Genomic DNA, 15,993 nt, shown 5'->3' on the forward strand with positions numbered 1-15,993 from the left:
GGTCACGCCTACCCGGAACGCAGGTCGGGGAAACTGGGGCCCTATTCGCGGTCGGTGCCTGCGGTGAAGTTCGCGACGACCTCTGCCGCGATCTCCCGAAGTTTGACGTTGCGATTCTGCGAGTACGAGGCGAGCTTGTCGAAAGCGGTGTCGGCGTCGCACTGGAAGGCGGCCATGGTCAGCCCGACAGCTTGGCTGAGGGTTGTTCGCGTATCCAGTGCTTTGCGCAGTTGTTCCGTTTCGAGCTCACTGTCCGTGACCAAAGTTTCTCGAAGCCATGACATTTCGAGATGAACACGCACCCGCGCGACGAGTTCGCTCGGCTGAAAGGGCTTGACGATGTAGTCGTCGGCTCCCTGGTTCAGCCCGTCGACGGTCGACTCCGTTCCCGCGCGGGCGGTGAGCAGAATGACCGGCAGCCGTGCCGTCGACTGCTCCGACCGCAGCTCGCGGAGGAAGTCGATGCCGTCGCGACCGGGAAGCATGACGTCGCTGAGCACGAGATTCGGTGTGCGGGCGGCGACATGCTTCAGCGCGGACTCCACGTCGGCGACGGCGTCGACGTCCCATCCCTGCTCCTGCAGCAATCGGGTGAGGTACGCCCGCAGGTCCGGGTGATCTTCGACGAGCAGGATGCGGTGGCCGTCCGCTCCGCGTTCGTTCGAACCGTCGACCTCGACGGACGGTTTCCGCTGTTCGACATCGCCGAAGGACGTTACCGCGCCGACGGGCCGGTCGTCTGCCCGCGGGGTCGCGCCGTCCGGTGCCGGGATCCGCGGTACGCGGACGGTGAAGGTGCTGCCCCGGTCCGGGGCGCTGTCGAGGTCGACGGAACCGCCGAGCGCCGCGGCGAGATCGGACACCAGGGAAAGCCCGATGCCGACGCCCCCACCGCTGCCCGACCCGCCGGCCTCGACGCGATGGAACCTGTCGAATACGCGTTCCCGTTCTTCGGCGGGAATCCCCACACCCGTGTCGGTCACGCTCAGCACCAACCGGCCGGCGTCCTGGCGGAGCGCTACAGACACGGATCCGGACCGGGTGTACTTGACCGCGTTCGACACGAGATTCAGCACGATCTTCACCCACATCTCGCGGTCCACTTCGACCAGGCCGGAGGCTTCGTCGAGATCGGTTCGGAGCGCGAGTCCCGCCTGCGCGGCGGCCGAATCGAACATGCTCACGCAGTCGGCCGTCAATTGGCCGATATCAGTCGGCTCCGTGTGTGGCAGAAGCTGGCCGGCTTCCGCCTTGGACAGATCGAGAAGGCCGTCGACGAGCTGCTGCAGCCGGACCGCCGCACGATAGGCGGCCGCGATCGCTTCGCGCCGATCTGCGGGAGACTCGTCCTCGGACTGCTCGCGCACAATCTCGAGGGGTCCGAGCAACAGGGTCAGCGGGGTACGGAACTCGTGACTGACGTTCTGGAAGAACCGCGTCTTCGCAGCGTCGAGTTCCGCCAGTGCAGCGGCGCGGTCCCGCTCGAACTCGTAGGCCAGGGCGTCCGTGACCAGGGTCGACACCTTCGCCGTGACCAGCTCGACGAAGCCCCGATACGCGTCGTCGAAGGCGCGATACGGACTGATCCCGAGCACCAGCACACCTACCGGCTCCGCGTGACCCGTCACGATCAACGGGCACAGCCTCACCTCCGTCACCGCCTTCGACCCGGCAGGCTCGAACGCCACTCCCGACGCCCGGACACGGTGGCGGGTGACGTCGGTCGCCGGGATCCAGGCGGGCCTGAACTCGCCGTCGTAGTCCACCCCGGCGGCGCCGACGAGCACAAGGTCGTCGGGCTCGTCGTCACCCGAGCCGCCGGCGACCTCCCGGCGGAGGTAGATCGCGGCCAGCGGAACGTCTTGCCCGTTGTCGCCGAGTACCCGCACGACCGCACGACAGGCATCGACGAGCGGATCGTCGCCGCCTGCGGTGGAGACCATGCCCAGTTGCCGCAGAGTCTCGAGTCGGCGCTCGCCGACCACGGTCGCGGTCACATCGGTCGTCGCCACGAAGATCCCGGCGACGTTCCCGTCCTCGTCCTGCACCGGACTGTAGGAGAACGTCCAGTACGTCTCCTCGAGGTACCCGTGCCGCAGCAGGTACAGCGGCTGATTCTCTGTGTAGGTCGCTGCGCCACCCGACATCACCTGCTCGGCGAGCGGTCCCACCTCGTCCCAGATCTCCGCCCAGCACTGCGCCCCAGGTTCACCGATCGCCGCGGGGTACTTGGCACCGAGGACCCGGGTGTACGCGTCGTTGAAGATCTGCACGAGCTCAGGCCCCCACCAGAGCAACATCGGGACCTCGGAGGGCAGCACGGTCCGTACTGCCGCCCGCAGTTCGACAGACCAGGTCTCGACCGGGCCCAGCGGCGTGGCCGCCCAATCGGTGCGGCGTAGCCGCTCCCGTGTCTCGCCCGGCCCGGCGAACAACCGATCCGCCGACCAGGCGTTACCGAAACCCGAGCCAGTCACATCCATGGACCTTTCGCCCACTGCCGGTCGCCCGGTCCCCATCCAGTTGTCATCACTGAAATGATCACCCAGCACCGCATCCCACCGCCACTTCTGTATTCCGACATTCGGAAGTGAAGTTGGAAACGAGTGACCTCTCCGCCACGGTAGGTGAGTCGTGAGCCACATCACAGCCCACCTCCGAGGAAGAGCAGGTCCCGCGCATGCAATTCGACCTACGCGAACGCATCGACAGCAGTCCGATGACGCGCTACCAATGGGGCGCCATCGCCATCTGCGGTCTACTCAACGTGCTCGACGGCTTCGACGTCCTCGTCATGGCGTTCACCGCACAGTCGGTGTCGCAGGAGTGGGATCTGTCCGGCTCCGTCGTCGGCCTCCTGCTCAGCGCCGGACTGTTCGGCATGGCCGCGGGATCGCTGTTCCTGGCACCGTGGGCTGACACCATCGGCCGCCGCGCCATGATCCTGCTGTGCCTGGCACTCGCGTCGACGGGCATGCTGCTGTCGGCGATCAGCCAGAACGCGATGCAACTCGGCCTGCTCCGCGCCCTCACCGGCGTCGGCATCGGCGGAATCCTCGCCAGCAGCAACGTCATCGCCAGTGAGTACGCGTCGAACCGCTGGCGCGGGCTCGCAGTGAGTCTCAATTCCACCGGTTACGCCGTCGGCGCCACCCTCGGCGGAATCATCGCCGTCGTCCTGCAGAACTCGCTCGGCTGGCGTTCGGTGTTCCTGTTCGGTGGACTGTGCACGGCGGCGATAATCCCCGTCGTCTACGCCCGGCTCCCCGAATCGATCGACTTCCTGCTCGTCCGGCGACCGGCCAACGCCCTCGACCGGATCAACGCCTTCGCCCATCGGGTCGGTCAGCCGCGACTCGACGAGCTGCCCGCACCGCGTGCCGCCGCCACCGCCGACGCCGGATTCGCGATGCGCGTCCTGCTGTCCCCCCAGCGCCGCCGCAGCACACTCCTGGTGTGGTTCGCGTTCTTCATGGCGATGTTCGGCTTCTACTTCGTCACCAGCTGGACCCCGAAACTGCTGGTCGAGGCGGGCATGTCCGCGAACCAGGGCGTCACCGGCGGAGTGCTCCTCAACCTCGGCGGCATCTTCGGCGCCACCCTGCTCGGGGCGCTGTCCGCACGTTTCGCGCTGAAGCGTGTGCTCATCGCCTACATGGCGATCGCGGGCGTACTGCTCGTCGTTTTCGTGCCCGCCACCGCGTCCATCGTCATCGCGTTCCTGCTCGGCGCCCTGATCGGCGTCTTCGCCAACGGCTGCATCGCCGGGCTGTACGCGATCACGCCGTCGGTCTACTCGCCCGCCGTCCGGGCCACCGGCGTCGGCTGGGGCATCGGCATCGGCCGCGTCGGCGCCATCGCGTCCCCGATCGTCGCGGGCGCCCTCCTCGACCGCGACTGGTCGCCCACTCAGCTGTACATCCTCGTCGCCGTGTCCTTCGTCCTCGCTGGACTCGCCGTATCGCGACTGCGGTTCGAGAAGACCGGCGTGGACGCCGGGGACGCCACCGCAGATGCGCCGCTGACCACCCACTGAGGCGGCTCCGCCGCCCGTGCGCCTTTCTGGTTGCTGGAACAACCACAAAGGCGCACGGGCCCGGAGGGCCTAGAGCCCGACCTTCGACAGGATCGCCGTCATCGCCGCCTGGACGCCGGTGGACAGGGTGGGCTCCGCGACGGGGGCGAAGAACGGTGAGTGGTTCACCGGCACAGGCTTTCCGCTCTCGAGGGTCTCCGCGGTGTGGCCACCGAACATCCAGAACACCGACGGCACGCCGATCACCTCGGCGAGCAGACCGAAGTCCTCCGAACCCATCATCGGGGACGACGGCTCGACGTTGTTCTCGCCCAGCACCTTCTGGAGTTCGGCGACGAGTTCTGCGGTGGCATCGGGATCGTTGTAGTTGCGCGGGAACGTGTACAGCTCCTCGATCAGCGGCTTCGGCGCCCCGGATGCGGCGGCCTCGGCGTAGATGATGCGGCGCAGCGCGGCGTTGACCTGCTCGCGCACCTCGGGGTCGAGGGTGCGCACGTTGATCGTGAACTCGGCCCGGTCCGCGATGATGTTTTCCTTCAACTCCGCGTGGAACGTGGCGACCGTGACCACCGCCGGCTTCAGGGGGTGCACTTCGCGGGACACGATGGTCTGGATGCGGTTGATCATGTTGACACCCTGGATGATCGGGTCGATCGAATCCTGGGGCTGGGAGCCGTGCGACCCCTGGCCGTAGACGGTGACCTTCAGCGAATCGGCCATGGCCATCGCGTCGCCACTCGTGACGTGCACGGTGCCGGCCAGCATCGGCCCGACGTGCTGCCCGAAGATGATCTCCGGCTTGGGTGCCCGGTCCCACAGACCGTCCTCGACCATCGCCTTCGCCCCGGCCGCCGTTTCCTCGCCCGGCTGGAAGAGGAACACGATCGTTCCGGCCCACGCCTCCCGCGCACCGGCGAGCAGTTCGGCGACGGTGAGGAGGGTGGCGACGTGCGTGTCGTGGCCGCAGCCGTGCATCACGGGCACCTCGGTGCCGTCGTCGAGGCGCCCGGTGGCCGCGCTGGCGTAGTCGACGCCGGTGTCCTCCGCGATCGGCAGCCCATCCGAATCGGCGCGGAAGGCCACCGTGGGGCCTTCGCCGTTGGTCAGGACACCCACCACGCCGGTGCCGCCGCAGACGAAGGTGTCGATCCCGAGGGCGACGAGGGAACTCTGGATCAGCTCGGCGGTCTTGTGTTCCTGCATCGACAGTTCCGGGTTCGCGTGCAGGTGGTGGTACAGGTCGTGCATCTTCGTCCGCAGCTCGTCGGTGAGCGCGATCGGCAGGTCGGTCATGAAGCCTTCTTTCGAATCAGGTGAAGGTGAGATGTCTCCGCGTATCGATTCTTACTCGATGGTCGCGAGCTCGGCCGGGCTCTGGTCGTTCTTGTTCCGGAGGAACCAGGCGAGGACCGCCGTGACGATCACGGCGATGGCGGTGGACGACAGCGCGAGGCTCGGCATCGCCGGAACCACGACGAACGTGATGATCGCGGCCACCAGCAGCGCGACCACCGTGGCCCGGGGCTGCTTCATCGACACGATCGCCTGCACGAGGACCGCCCCCAGGACCGAGGGAAGGATGTACGAACGGGTGACGGTCACGATGTCGGCGGGTATCACACTGATCAGCCAGGTGCCGAGCAGCCCGACGAACACGGCCAGCGACACTAGGTGCACCATCGCGGCGCCGCAGATCGCCAGGACCGCAGCGAGTTCGGCCCGCTTGGTTCCCGGTTTCGCTCCGATGTTCGTCTGCGCGATCAGCGCGGCAGGCAACAGCTTGTTCGCGATATTGCCGATCATGAACGCCTGGTACATCGCGGCCGGACCGAGGATGGGGAAATAGGTCAGGGGCTCGACCAGCCAGATGATGAAGAATGTCCCGGCCACCGCAGCGAACGCGGTCCACAACTGGCCTGCGGTGACGTCCACCTCACCCGAGAACACCAGATACAGGGGCGCGCCGATCGACAGGAGCAACCCGATGATCATCGTGATACGACCCCAGCGGGACGTCGTCTTGTCGAACTCGGCGAGTTCACGTGCGCCGGTGGACACCGTTACGGCTTCGTCGGTAGTCATCGAAAAGTCCTTTCCGTGCGAGTCGTGAATCAGGAGGTGACGAGGTCGGTGACGGTGAGGGCCACGAGGATCGAAATGCCCAGCCCCCATTCGCGGAGCCAGCTCTTGCCGAACGTCTGGGCCACGAACAGGCAGATCCCCATCGCGACGGCGGAGGCGGCGAACGCGACGATGTGATAGCTGGACTTCGTCAATTCCTGAAAGCCCAGCGACGCGAACGCGCCGATCAGGGCCGCGGACGGAACGACGGCCATCAACGCCGGATTCACCGTGCGGATCTTCGCGTCACCCCGCTTGAGCAGCGGAGTGAGGACGAGCGCGGACAGCATCCACATCACGCCGCCGATGCTCATCGCGAAGAAGGCGACGACGAAGACGTTCTGGGTGTACGTGTCGGCGCCGAGTTTCGCGCCCATCGAGTCGGCGGCGATGCTGGCCGCGGACACGTCGTACGCGGCCGAGCCGATCAGGCCGATGCGGGCCAGGACAGCGGGCGTGCCGAAGAGGGCGAGGAGGGCAATCGCCACGAGGCAGACCGCCAGGGACGGTCCGATCGCCGACACGGCACCGGAGCGGAACGACACTTTCATGTCTTCCGGTGACATGTCCGCGACGGGTGCCACCTTGCGGACCGCGGTCATGTAGATCGCCGACTGAACGACGATGACGACGAAGATGCCGGCAACGGCCACCCAGAGAACAGGCGAGTTGGCGACAGCCATGATGTCCGTGGATGCCCCACTAGCAGTCACATTCATGGATCTCCCAGGGAGAGTGAGTAACCGGCGAACCGATCACTCGAGCGATGTGAGGGTGATCCGGTGGCTCACCTCGGTTGACACCCGCTCTGTTCTGTAACCTGAGAGTTTGGAGACACACTCGTGCGAGTGGTCATCGTGCCCCGTCGGTGAACGTGCCGTTACAGGCGACACGCTGCTCTCCAGAGTTCCCGACCCTGACTGTCCTGGTGCCTGAGAGTTTGTGGGTACTTGCTCCTTCGGCGCCCGGGACTCGGTCCCGGAACTCTCCAGCCAGGTTCATAGGGAGAAACCACTTTGATGGTTCCGAATCGAACTGACTCGAGACGTACTGTTCCGCAGACGTATTACGAAAACATGACTCCGTCGTTCCGGCGTGTTAATTCACCCTCCCGGGAGGAAATCGCCAGTGCGCGTTCGCATACCGAACACCCCATGTGAGTGGCAAAGCGTGCGCCAGCACACTTTGCCACTCACATGGGGGTCAGCCGTGGACGTGGAGTGGTTTGCCGGCCACTGCCATCAGCGCCTCACCGAGCGCCTCGCCCTGAGTGGGGTGGGCGTGCACGAACTTCGCCGCCTGCGCGGCGTCGACCTCGAAGTTGTAGAGCAGCTGCGCCTCACCGATCAGCTCACCGACTCGGTCGCCGACCATGTGCACGCCGACCACGACCCCGGTCGGCGCCACCACGAGTTTGACCGCCCCCGACGTCTTCAGGATCTGGCTCTTGCCGTTGCCGGCGAGGTCGTAGGTGACGGTCTCGACGTTCTCGCCGAACTTCTCCCGGGCCGCGGTCTCGGTCAACCCGACGGACGCGACCTCGGGGTGGGAGTAGGTGACACGAGGGATGCCGGTCTCGTCGATGACGTCCGGACGGAGCCCGGCGATTTCCTCGGCCACGAAGATGCCCTGCTGGAACCCGCGGTGGGCCAGCTGGAGCCCGGGGACGATGTCGCCGACCGCGAAGACGTTCGGCACCGTGGTGCGCAGTCGGTCACTGGTCACCACGAAGCCCTTTTCGAGCATCACTCCGGTCTCCTCGTACCCCATGGACGCGGTGTTGGGTCCGCGCCCCACTGCGACCAGCAGGACGTCGGCGTCGAGTATGTCGCCGGAGCCGAGGGTTACCGACACTGCATCCGCGTCCTGCGTCACCTCCGTCACCCGCACACCTGTCTTCGCGGTGATCTTGCGGCGACGGAACGCCCGCTCGAGGTACTTGGAGATCGTCTCGTCCTCGTTCGGCACCAGCCGAGGCATCGCCTCGACGATCGTCACCGACGCACCGAACGACGCCCAGACACTGGCGAATTCGACGCCGATGACGCCGCCGCCGAGAATGATCGCCTTCTTCGGGACCGACGGCAACACGAGAGCCTGGTCGCTGGTGACGACCCGGCCACCGATGCCGATGCCGGGTAGCGTTTTCGGCGACGACCCCGTTGCCAGGACGACGGCGCCGCCCGTGATCAACTCGTCGTCGACCTCCACTCCGTTGGGTCCGACCAACCGTCCACGGCCGTTGACGACGGTAATGCCGTACGAGTCGACGAGGCCCTGCAGTCCCTTGTGCAGGCGGGTGACGATCGTATTCTGGTAGCTCAGCACCTTCTCGAGGTCGACACCGTCGAACGTGACGTCGACACCGAACTGCGAGGCCGTGCGCGCACTGTCGGCGACTTCGGCGGAGTGCAGCAGCGCCTTCGTCGGAATGCACCCCTGATGCAGGCACGTGCCGCCGAGTTCGTTCTCCTCGATGAGAATGACCGAACGGCCCAGTTCGGCCGAGCGGATGGCGGCCGCGTAGCCGCCGGAACCGCCGCCGAGGACGACGACATCTGCAGATCGGTGGGACATGGTAACTCCTTGCTGGAACGGAAGAGAATGGGGTTCAGTGAATTGCGTTCGCGGCGACGGCTTCTGCGTGCAAGTGACCGGCACGGTAGGAGGAGCGCACGAGCGGACCGGACAGGACGCCGAGGAATCCGATCTCGCGGGCGATCCCATCGAGCGTGACGAACTCGTCCGGCGTCGCCCACCGCGCCACCGGGTGATGCCGGGCCGACGGCCGGAGGTACTGCGTGATGGTGATCAACTGGCAGCCGGCGGTATGCAGGTCCCGGAGGGCCAGGATCACCTCATCCGTGGTCTCCCCCATCCCGAGGATCAGGTTCGACTTGGTGATCAGGCCGTCCTCCCGAGCCCGCGTGATCACCTCGAGGGACCGCTCGTACGTGAAGGCGGGCCGGATACGACGGAAGATCCGGGGAACGGTCTCCACATTGTGCGCGAGTACTTCCGGGCGGGTGTCGAACACCTCGCGTAGTTGCGCAGCGTCGGCATTGAAATCGGGGATCAGCAGTTCGACGCCGGTGCCCGGGCACAGTTCGTGAATCTGCCGGACCGTCTCGGCGTACAGCCAGGCGCCGCCGTCCGGCAGATCGTCACGGGCCACGCCGGTGACGGTGGCGTACCGCAGGCCCATGGTCTGCACCGACTCCGCGACCCTCCTGGGTTCGCCCCGATCGAGTGCGGCGGGGCGGCCTGTGTCGATCTGGCAGAAGTCGCACCGCCGGGTGCACTGGCTTCCACCGATGAGGAACGTCGCCTCACGGTCCTCCCAGCATTCGAAGATGTTGGGACATCCCGCTTCTTGACACACGGTGTGCAGGTTCTCACGGTCGACGAGGGCGGCGAGGTCCCGGTATTCGGGGCCCGTCCGCATCTGCACCTTCATCCACGACGGTTTGCGTTCGACCGGGGTCTGAGCGTTGCGGACTTCGAGGCGGAGCAGTCGGCGGCCATCCGCAGCGACGGGGGGTGACTCAGGCGCAGTCATGTGAGGAACTCCTAGGACCGGTCGAAACCGGTCGGTATGCGACGTCCGTGCCGGGCGGTGGACAGCGCGGCACCGGGGAAGGGTGAGCGGGGAGAGCAAGAACACATCGACAACCGTTGCGGCTGCGGACATCTGGGCTCTCGTCAGCCGGCGTGTGCGGTCACGTCCGAGCGAAGATGCATCGAGGATGCCAAACGACGAGGACTTTTGGCAAGACCGTCGGTCCGAGGAGACAAACCCGCGGCGTCTGTGTACTGTTTGGCCAATCACAACTGAAGACGCCGTTGACGCGCAGCGGGAGAACCTCCGTTTCGGAGGCGCCGTAGGAGCAACTTCCTCCCCGGGAATCTCTCAGGCCCCAGTACCGCAGCGCAGAGGCAACTCTGGAGAAAGAATCGGCCGTATGGCCGGAACTTACCGAAGGTGAAGAGCACGCCGCAGTTGCGGTGCGCCCAAACTCTCAGGTTTCAGGACAGAGCGGGGAGGTGCCCCCCTTGTCGATGTCCGGTGCGGTCCGGACTCAACGAAACCGGAGTCACCTCGTGCCAGCAGAACCCCGCGCCGCCACCCAGGGCGCGCCTCTCACCAGCGACTTTCCGTCCCGCCACATCGGTCCCGATGCCTCCTCGTCGCGGCGGATGCTCGACGCCCTCGGTTACGACGCCCTCGCGAACCTGATCGACAGCGCGGTGCCGGACCAGATCCGCAGTTCACAGCCTTTGAATCTGCCCGCGGCGAGGTCCGAGCAGCAGGTGCTCGCCGACCTGCGGGCACTGTCGGAGCGCAACGAGACCCGCGTCCAGATGATCGGTCTCGGATACTCCGACACCATCACACCCGCGGTGTTGCGACGGAACATGCTCGAGGCCCCCGCCTGGTACACCGCCTACACCCCGTACCAGCCGGAGATCTCCCAGGGCCGGCTGGAGGCGCTGCTGACGTTCCAGACCGTCATCGAGGATCTCACCGCCCTTCCCCTGGCCGGCGCCTCGCTGCTCGACGAGGCCACCGCCGTGATGGAGGCGGTGCTGCTGATGCGGCGCGCGAACACGTCGAAGTCCGCCACCAACCGCGTCGTCCTCGACGCGGACTGCCTGCCGCAGACACTGGCCGTCGTCCGGGGACGAGCGAAGGCGGTGGGCATCGAGGTGGTGGTCGCGGAACTGTCCGGTGAACTGCCGGACGGTGACATGTTCGGGGTGGTCTTCCAGACGCCCGGTGCGAGCGGCGCGGTGCGCGACCCCGCTCCGATGATCGCCGCGGCGAAGGCGCGCGGCGCGCTGACCACGGTCGCGGCCGACCTGCTGTCGCTGACGATCCTGACGCCGCCCGGCGAGCAGGGTGCCGACATCGCGGTCGGGTCGGCGCAGCGTTTCGGTGTGCCGCTGTTCTTCGGCGGACCGCACGCCGGCTACATGGCCGTGCGCGGCGGACTCGAGCGCATGCTGCCCGGCCGCCTCGTCGGAGTGTCCGTCGACGTCGACGGGAAGACGGCCTACCGGCTGGCACTGCAGACCCGCGAACAGCACATCCGGCGTGACAAGGCGACCAGCAACATCTGCACGGCACAGGCGCTGCTCGCCAACGTCGCCGCGATGTACGCCGCCTACCACGGACCGGAAGGGTTGCGCGCCATCGCGAACCGGGTGCACGCCCACGCGACGACCATCGCCGGAACCCTGCGCGCCGCCGGTCACACGATCGTGCACGACAGCTTCTTCGACACGGTTCTCGTGCGGGTCCCGGCGGGCGCCGGGGCGATCGTGGAGTCGGCCGATCGGGACGGCATCAACCTCCGTCTCGTCGACGCCGATCACATCGCGATCGCCTGCGACGAGTGCACCACCGACGACATCGTCCGGCGGGTGGTCGCCGTGTTCGGTGCGCAGCCGACGACAGTCGCGGTGCCCGAACTGCCGTCGGCACTCGCCAGGACGTCGAACTACCTGCAGCACCCCGTGTTCCACGATCACCGCTCGGAAACCGCGATGCTCCGCTTCCTGCGCACGCTGTCCGACAAGGACCTCGCCCTCGATCGCACCATGATCCCGCTCGGATCGTGCACGATGAAACTCAACTCCGCTGTCGAGATGGAACCCATCAGCTGGCCCGGGTTCGCGTCCATCCACCCGTACGCCCCGGTCGCGCAGACGGCCGGTTACCTCGAGCTCGTCGCCGACCTGGAGCGGTGGCTCGGCGAGATCACCGGCTACGACCGGGTGTCGTTGCAGCCCAACGCCGGGTCCCAGGGCGAGCTGGCCGGGCTGCTCGCGATCCACGGCTATCACGAATCCCGCGGCGACTTCGGACGCAACGTCTGCCTCATCCCCCAGTCCGCGCATGGCACGAACGCCGCATCCGCGGTTCTCGCGGGCATGAAGGTCGTAGTCGTCGCGACCGCGGAGAACGGCAACATCGACTTGGGCGACCTGCGCGCGAAGATCGCGGCGCACGAGGGCACGGTGGCCGCGATCATGTTGACCTACCCGTCCACGCACGGCGTGTACGAGAACGACGTGCGGACGGTCTGCGATCTGGTGCACGAGGCCGGCGGCCAGGTGTACGTCGACGGTGCCAACCTCAACGCTCTCGTCGGTCTCGCGCAGCCCGGCAAGTTCGGCGGCGACGTCTCACACCTGAACCTGCACAAGACGTTCTGCATCCCACACGGCGGCGGAGGCCCCGGCGTCGGGCCGGTCGCGGTGCGCAAGCACCTGGTGCCGTTCCTGCCCGGCAACCCGCTGGGCGGCGATCAGCTCGGCACCCCGGTGTCGGCCGCCAACTACGGATCGGCCGGCATCCTGCCCATCACCTGGGCGTACATCGCACTCATGGGACCCGACGGGCTGACGAGCGCCACCGAAACCGCGGTGCTCGCAGCCAATTACGTCGCCAGGTCACTGGATCGGCACTTCCCGGTCCTGTATACGGGACCGTCCGGTCTGGTGGCGCACGAGTGCATCCTCGACCTCCGGCCGGTCACCAAGGCGACCGGCGTTACCGCCGAGGATGTGGCAAAACGGTTGATCGACTACGGCTTCCACGCACCCACCCTGTCGTTCCCCGTCAACGGCACACTGATGGTGGAACCGACCGAATCCGAGGACCTCGCCGAACTCGACCGCTTCATCGAGTCGATGATCTCGATCCGCCGGGAGATCGACCTGGTCGGTGACGGCGTGTGGCCGCTCGAGCGCAGCCCGCTGCGTCAGGCCCCGCACACCGCCGAACAGGTGACCGCGGACGAATGGAATCTGCCCTACCCGCGCCACCTCGCCGCCTACCCCGTCGCGTCGCTTCGCACCGCCAAGTACTGGCCCCCGGTGCGTCGCATCGACGGCGTCCACGGCGACCGCAACCTCGTCTGCTCGTGCCCGGCACCCGAGGCCTTCGAGAACACCACCGACATCGACGCTTCGGCCATCGCCGAGACCCCCGAGGAGGCCTTCGCATGACCCTCACCACCACGCCCGCGTCCCCGCTGCTCGGCGAGCACGGCGCGCTCGGAGCCCATTTCACCGACTTCGCCGGCTGGCAGATGGCGCTGAAGTACGACAGCGAACTCGTCGAACACCACGCCGTCCGCAAGACCGCCGGACTGTTCGACCTCTCGCACATGGGTGAAATCGCGGTCACCGGCCCCGAGTCCGGAGCGGTACTGGATTACGCTCTGGCCGGCGAACTCTCGAAGATCGGCGTCGGCCGGGCCAAGTACTCCCTCCTGTGCAACGCGGACGGCGGGGTCATCGACGATCTGGTCGTCTACCGTCTCGCCAACGAGCATTTCCTCGTGGTGGCCAATGCGGCCAACGCGCCGACGGTGCATCGCGAACTGGCGGCACGCGTCGAGGGCTTCTCCGCGAACGTCGACGATCGGTCCTCGGAGACCGCGCTGATCGCGGTGCAGGGACCGGCCGCCCAGGACGTCGTGCAGTCCCTCGTTCCCGACAAACAGGTCGAGACGGTGGCGGAGTTGAAGTACTACGCGGTCACGCGCGCGGTGGTCGCCGGCATCGACGTCCTCCTCGCCCGCACCGGGTACACCGGGGAGGACGGCTTCGAGCTGTACGTGCCGAACGAGCTGTCCGTGCAGTTGTGGCGCGCATTGCTCGACGCCACCACGGCCCGCGGCGGCGTCCCCGCCGGCCTCGCGTGCCGCGACACCCTCCGCCTCGAGGCCGGAATGGCGCTGTACGGCCACGAACTGAACCTCGGCACGAATCCGTACGAGGCCGGGCTCGGCAAGGTGGTCCGGCTGAACAAGGACTTCGTCGGCCGCGATGCCCTGCAGAAGTTGTCGGATCAGGCCCCGCAGCGGGTGCTCGTCGGACTCGCAGGAACCGGCCGCCGGGCCGCGCGTGCCGAGTACACCGTGTTGGACGCGTCCGGCGAGTCGCCGATCGGCACCGTCACGTCCGGGGCGCTGTCTCCGACGCTCGGGCATCCGATCGCGCTCGCGTTCGTGGACGTCGCGTTCCGCGAACCGGGCACCGAACTCACCGTGGACATCCGCGGCAGGAAGGAACCGTTCGTGGTCACGCCGTCGCCGTTCTACCGCCGCTCCTGAGCCGTTCCCACCCACTTCAGCCCCGAAAGGGTCACACATGTCTTCGCACGCCTTCCCTGACGACCGCAGCTACACCGACGATCACGAGTGGGTCCTGATCGAGCCGGGCGCCGCGCTCCCCGACGAACCGGTCCGCGTCGGCATCACGTCGGTCGCCGTCAACTCGCTCGGCGAGCTCGTCTTCGTCGACCTGCCGGAGGTCGGTGCGACCATCGTCGCCGGCGAATCGTGCGGCGAGGTCGAGTCGACCAAGACCGTGTCCGAGCTGTATCCGCCGGTGAGCGGCCGGGTCACCCTGATCAACACCGCCGCCGTCGACGACCCGGGACTGGTCACCTCCGACCCCTACGGCGAGGGCTGGCTGTTCGCCGTCCAGCCGTCCGCCGCCGGCGAGCTCCTCACCGCGGCCGAGTACGCCGAGAAGAACGGGGTGCAGGCATGAGCGTCCTGAACCGCGACCTCGCGGATTTCGACCCGGACATCGCCGCACTGATCGGCAAGGAGCTCGAGCGTCAGCGCACCGGCCTCGAGATGATCGCGTCGGAGAACCACGCACCGCTTTCGGTGATGCAGGCGCAGGGTTCCGTGCTGACCAACAAGTACGCCGAGGGGTACCCGGGCCGGCGCTACTACGGCGGCTGCGAGCACGTCGACACGATCGAGCAGCTCGCCATCGACCGCGTCAGGTCGCTGTTCGCCGCCGAATACGCCAACGTGCAACCGCATTCGGGTGCCACCGCGAACGCGTCGGTGATGCATGCGCTGATCAAACCGGGCGACACGATCCTCGGACTGTCCCTCGCGGACGGCGGCCACCTCACGCACGGCATGCGCCTCAACTTCTCCGGCAAGCTCTACAATGTCGCCGCGTACGGGGTGTCCGAGCAGGACTACCTCATCGACATGGACGAGGTGGCGAAGGCGGCACGCGAGCACCGGCCGCAACTGATCATCGCCGGCTGGTCGGCCTACCCCCGGCACCTGGACTTCGCCCGCTTCCGGGAGATCGCCGACGAGGTCGGCGCGTACCTGATGGTCGACATGGCCCACTTCGCGGGTCTGGTCGCCACCGGGTTCCACCCGTCCCCCGTCCCGCACGCACATGTCGTCACGTCGACGACGCACAAGACCCTCGGCGGACCCCGTGGCGGCATCATCCTGACCAACGACGCCGCCATCGCGAAGAAGATCAACTCCGCGGTGTTTCCCGGTCAGCAGGGTGGCCCATTGGAACACGTGATCGCGGGCAAGGCGACGGCATTCAAGATGGCGACCGAACCCGAGTTCGCGGAGCGTCAGGAGCGCTGCCTGGACGGTGCGAAGGTACTCGCCGAACGGCTCAGCCGACCCGACGTCAAGGAGGCCGGAATCAGCGTCCTCACCGGCGGCACGGACGTGCACCTCGTCCTCGTCGACCTGCGGGATGCCGCTCTCGACGGGCAGCAGGCCGAGGACCGGCTCGACGCGATCGGAATCACCGTCAACCGCAACGCCGTCCCGTTCGATCCGCGGCCGCCGATGGTGACGTCCGGTCTGCGGATCGGCACCCCGGCACTCGCCGCCCGCGGTTTCGGCCGGGACGACTTCGTGGCGGTCGCCGACCTGATCGCCCAGGCCCTCGTCGCGCCCGCCGACGCGGACACGTCCGGGTTGGCCGCCCAGGTCCGGGTGCTCGCGGACAAGTACCCGCTCTACCCGGGCTTGTAACTC

The 15,993-nt window shown here is 67.2% G+C and carries 11 protein-coding genes and 3 riboswitches; of the genes, 5 read left to right on the forward strand and 6 right to left on the reverse strand.

Going from position 1 to position 15,993, the window contains the following annotated elements; all coding sequences use genetic code 11:
• Positions 1-41: 41 nt before the first annotated feature.
• Positions 42-2,483: a response regulator gene (locus FND50_RS32115; protein ID WP_144288410.1), complete on the reverse strand. Its 2,442-nt coding sequence runs from the start codon at positions 2,481-2,483 to the stop codon at positions 42-44.
• Positions 2,484-2,680: 197 nt separating this feature from the next.
• On the opposite strand from FND50_RS32115, the gene FND50_RS32120 reads away from it, so the two are divergent.
• A complete protein-coding gene (locus FND50_RS32120) occupies positions 2,681-4,036 on the forward strand; it encodes an MFS transporter (RefSeq protein WP_144288411.1) in 1,356 nt (451 codons plus the stop codon).
• Positions 4,037-4,105: 69 nt separating this feature from the next.
• Here FND50_RS32120 and FND50_RS32125 read toward each other — a convergent pair whose 3' ends face one another.
• The 5 genes from FND50_RS32125 to lipA all read right to left on the reverse strand — a co-directional run bounded on the left by FND50_RS32125 (position 4,106) and on the right by lipA (position 9,716).
• The gene (locus tag FND50_RS32125) at positions 4,106-5,329 is read right to left on the reverse strand and encodes an amidohydrolase (protein ID WP_144288412.1); all 1,224 of its coding nucleotides are present in this window, start codon (positions 5,327-5,329) and stop codon (positions 4,106-4,108) included.
• Positions 5,330-5,380: 51 nt separating this feature from the next.
• Entirely contained in the window at positions 5,381-6,118 is a 738-nt protein-coding gene (locus FND50_RS32130; protein WP_144288413.1) for a hypothetical protein, read from the reverse strand.
• A gap of 29 nt (positions 6,119-6,147) precedes the next feature.
• Positions 6,148-6,876, reverse strand: coding sequence for a DUF5058 family protein (locus tag FND50_RS32135; protein ID WP_144288414.1), 729 nt, complete (start codon positions 6,874-6,876; stop codon positions 6,148-6,150).
• Between the two features lie 87 nt (positions 6,877-6,963).
• Positions 6,964-7,064: riboswitch (glycine riboswitch) on the reverse strand.
• 3 nt (positions 7,065-7,067) lie between these two features.
• Positions 7,068-7,159: riboswitch (glycine riboswitch) on the reverse strand.
• Positions 7,160-7,360: 201 nt separating this feature from the next.
• Positions 7,361-8,734 carry a dihydrolipoyl dehydrogenase gene (lpdA, locus tag FND50_RS32140; RefSeq protein ID WP_144288415.1) on the reverse strand — a complete coding sequence of 458 codons (1,374 nt, stop codon included), beginning with the start codon at positions 8,732-8,734 and terminating at the stop codon, positions 7,361-7,363.
• A 34-nt stretch (positions 8,735-8,768) separates the two neighbouring features.
• Positions 8,769-9,716 carry a lipoyl synthase gene (gene lipA, locus FND50_RS32145; protein ID WP_144288416.1) on the reverse strand — a complete coding sequence of 316 codons (948 nt, stop codon included), beginning with the start codon at positions 9,714-9,716 and terminating at the stop codon, positions 8,769-8,771.
• A gap of 285 nt (positions 9,717-10,001) precedes the next feature.
• Positions 10,002-10,093: riboswitch (glycine riboswitch) on the forward strand.
• A gap of 123 nt (positions 10,094-10,216) precedes the next feature.
• Here lipA and gcvP point away from each other — a divergent pair.
• From gcvP to glyA, 4 genes are read left to right on the forward strand one after another with little or no spacing between them, the layout of a single operon-like run.
• Entirely contained in the window at positions 10,217-13,171 is a 2,955-nt protein-coding gene (gene gcvP, locus FND50_RS32150) for an aminomethyl-transferring glycine dehydrogenase (RefSeq protein WP_144289216.1), read from the forward strand.
• Positions 13,168-14,283 (forward strand): glycine cleavage system aminomethyltransferase GcvT, encoded by a 1,116-nt coding sequence (gene gcvT / locus FND50_RS32155; RefSeq protein WP_144288417.1) that lies wholly within the window; start codon positions 13,168-13,170, stop codon positions 14,281-14,283. The genes gcvP and gcvT overlap by 4 nt, the downstream gene beginning before the upstream one ends.
• Before the next feature lie 37 nt (positions 14,284-14,320).
• A complete protein-coding gene (gcvH, locus tag FND50_RS32160; protein ID WP_009475688.1) occupies positions 14,321-14,725 on the forward strand; it encodes a glycine cleavage system protein GcvH in 405 nt (134 codons plus the stop codon).
• Positions 14,722-15,990 (forward strand): serine hydroxymethyltransferase, encoded by a 1,269-nt coding sequence (gene glyA, locus FND50_RS32165; protein WP_144288418.1) that lies wholly within the window; start codon positions 14,722-14,724, stop codon positions 15,988-15,990. The genes gcvH and glyA overlap by 4 nt, the downstream gene beginning before the upstream one ends.
• Positions 15,991-15,993: the final 3 nt, after the last annotated feature.

The sequence above is a fragment of the Rhodococcus sp. WB9 genome (assembly GCF_007558985.1).
Taxonomy (GTDB): domain Bacteria; phylum Actinomycetota; class Actinomycetes; order Mycobacteriales; family Mycobacteriaceae; genus Rhodococcus_F; species Rhodococcus_F opacus.

What these genes read in the sequence shown, in the direction of transcription:
- FND50_RS32115 (WP_144288410.1), bottom strand. Translation starts at nt 2,483, where the DNA reads ATGGATGTGACTGGCTCGGGTTTCGGTAACGCCTGGTCGGCGGATCGG.
- FND50_RS32120 (WP_144288411.1), top strand. Translation starts at nt 2,681, where the DNA reads ATGCAATTCGACCTACGCGAACGCATCGACAGCAGTCCGATGACGCGC.
- FND50_RS32125 (WP_144288412.1), bottom strand. Translation starts at nt 5,329, where the DNA reads ATGACCGACCTGCCGATCGCGCTCACCGACGAGCTGCGGACGAAGATG.
- FND50_RS32130 (WP_144288413.1), bottom strand. Translation starts at nt 6,118, where the DNA reads ATGACTACCGACGAAGCCGTAACGGTGTCCACCGGCGCACGTGAACTC.
- FND50_RS32135 (WP_144288414.1), bottom strand. Translation starts at nt 6,876, where the DNA reads ATGAATGTGACTGCTAGTGGGGCATCCACGGACATCATGGCTGTCGCC.
- lpdA (WP_144288415.1), bottom strand. Translation starts at nt 8,734, where the DNA reads ATGTCCCACCGATCTGCAGATGTCGTCGTCCTCGGCGGCGGTTCCGGC.
- lipA (WP_144288416.1), bottom strand. Translation starts at nt 9,716, where the DNA reads ATGACTGCGCCTGAGTCACCCCCCGTCGCTGCGGATGGCCGCCGACTG.
- gcvP (WP_144289216.1), top strand. Translation starts at nt 10,217, where the DNA reads ATGTCCGGTGCGGTCCGGACTCAACGAAACCGGAGTCACCTCGTGCCA.
- gcvT (WP_144288417.1), top strand. Translation starts at nt 13,168, where the DNA reads ATGACCCTCACCACCACGCCCGCGTCCCCGCTGCTCGGCGAGCACGGC.
- gcvH (WP_009475688.1), top strand. Translation starts at nt 14,321, where the DNA reads ATGTCTTCGCACGCCTTCCCTGACGACCGCAGCTACACCGACGATCAC.
- glyA (WP_144288418.1), top strand. Translation starts at nt 14,722, where the DNA reads ATGAGCGTCCTGAACCGCGACCTCGCGGATTTCGACCCGGACATCGCC.